Origin of the sequence: Dokdonella sp. (assembly GCF_049593775.1) — a bacterium.
GTDB lineage: Bacteria > Pseudomonadota > Gammaproteobacteria > Xanthomonadales > Rhodanobacteraceae > Dokdonella.
Genome location: NZ_JBAWHJ010000201.1, coordinates 1 through 1,568 on the forward strand (window position 1 = coordinate 1; position 1,568 = coordinate 1,568).

Below are 1,568 nucleotides of genomic sequence, written 5' to 3' on the forward strand. Positions count from 1 at the left end.
GAGCCACTGCGCGAGCGTTTTGCCGAGCACATGGAGCGGCATCGCCTGAAACGCGAAATCATTGCCACCGCTGTGACCAACTCGATGGTCAATCGCATGGGTGCCACCTTCATGCTGCGCATGCAGGAAGACACCGGCCAGCCACCGGCTGCCGTCGCCAAGGCCTTCAACATCGCGCGTGAAGTGCTTGAAGCTCGCGGCCTCTGGGCATCCATCGAAGAACTGGATGGCAAGGTCAATGGCAATGCCCAGATCGATGCCAACCTGACGATCTGGAGGCTGCTGCGCAAGATGACGCGCTGGCTGCTCAATCATCCCGGTGAAGTGCATGACATCGCGGCGGCCGTGGATCGCTACTGGCCGGTCATGAACGAACTCAAGTCACGTATCGACGGTGTAGTCAGCGCGACCCACCGCGCAACGTTTGATGCCAGCCGCGCACGCTGGATCGAGCAGGGCTTCCCGGCCGATCTGGCTGACCAGCTTTCTCACCTTCCCGCATTGAACTCGGCCATGGACATCGCCCTGGTTGCCCAGGAAAGCAAGCAGAGCGTCGCCGAAGTGGCCTCGGTCTACTTCGCCGTTGGCGAGGCCCTCAACTTGAAGTGGCTGATGGACAAGGTCGAGGAGCTGCCGGTGGAAACCCGCTGGCATGCGCATGCGCGTGGATCGCTGCGTGACGAATTGAACTCGCAGCAACGTTCCCTGGTGTCGCAGATGCTGGCCATCGAAGGTGCAGGCGATGGCGCGCATCGTGTGGCCGCGTGGATAAACAGGGATGACCCGGTGCTGAAGATGACCTTGTCGACCTTGTCCGACATGCGCAGCCAGGTGGTCATCGACTATCCGATCGTGTCGGTAGCCGTGCGTCGCCTGGCACAGTTGGTCTAAAGGGAATGACGAAACGTTGGAATCGGTCTTGAGTTTGTGCCATTCGGTCCAAAAGGAATTGCGCACACGAAAATCCGGCACTTCGCAGGAGATGTCGTCAGGCCCGATGCTCTTCGGTAAAAAGAGAAAAACAATTGCCGCTTGAGCCCCTCGTGCGAAATGCGTGTGACATGTCGCGTCTGCAGGAGGCATGTCAGGGGCGATGCTTTCTGGCGCATCGCGCATGGTAGACGCGGGCGAGCGAGAGCCATGTTTTAGGCACGCCTGCTGTTGGTGGGGGTCGCCCGTCCGCCCGGTCTGCTAGAGTCGGCCCTGCCGTATCGAGCGGCGCGAACGATTGGGGAGAGTGACCGTGAGTCAGCGCATTGCCCTGGTGGCCGCTCATGGCGACGAGGCCCAGAAGCAACTGGCCTTGCTCAAGGAGCGCTACGGCGATACCGCGCCGGAAGACGCCGACGTCATCGTTGCCCTGGGTGGTGACGGCTTCATGCTGCGCACCCTGCATCGTCATCTTTCACTGGGCAAACCGGTCTATGGCATGAAGCTTGGCACGATCGGCTTCCTGCTCAATCCGTTCCATCCGGACGATCTGCACGATCGTCTCGCCCGCGCCCAGGCAACCGTCATGCATCCGCTCAGCATGAGCGCGCATTCCGAATCCGGCACCACCGTCGAGG

The 1,568-nt window shown here is 61.0% G+C and carries 1 protein-coding gene and 1 pseudogene; both read left to right on the top strand.

Annotation, left to right across the window (positions count from 1 at the left end; all coding sequences use genetic code 11):
• A pseudogene (locus WBP53_RS07095) lies at positions 1–891 on the top strand (NAD-glutamate dehydrogenase); the annotation flags it as partial.
• A 352-nt stretch (positions 892–1,243) separates the two neighbouring features.
• A partial coding sequence (locus WBP53_RS07100; protein ID WP_423927343.1) for an NAD(+)/NADH kinase occupies positions 1,244–1,568 on the top strand: 325 nt, incomplete at its 3' end.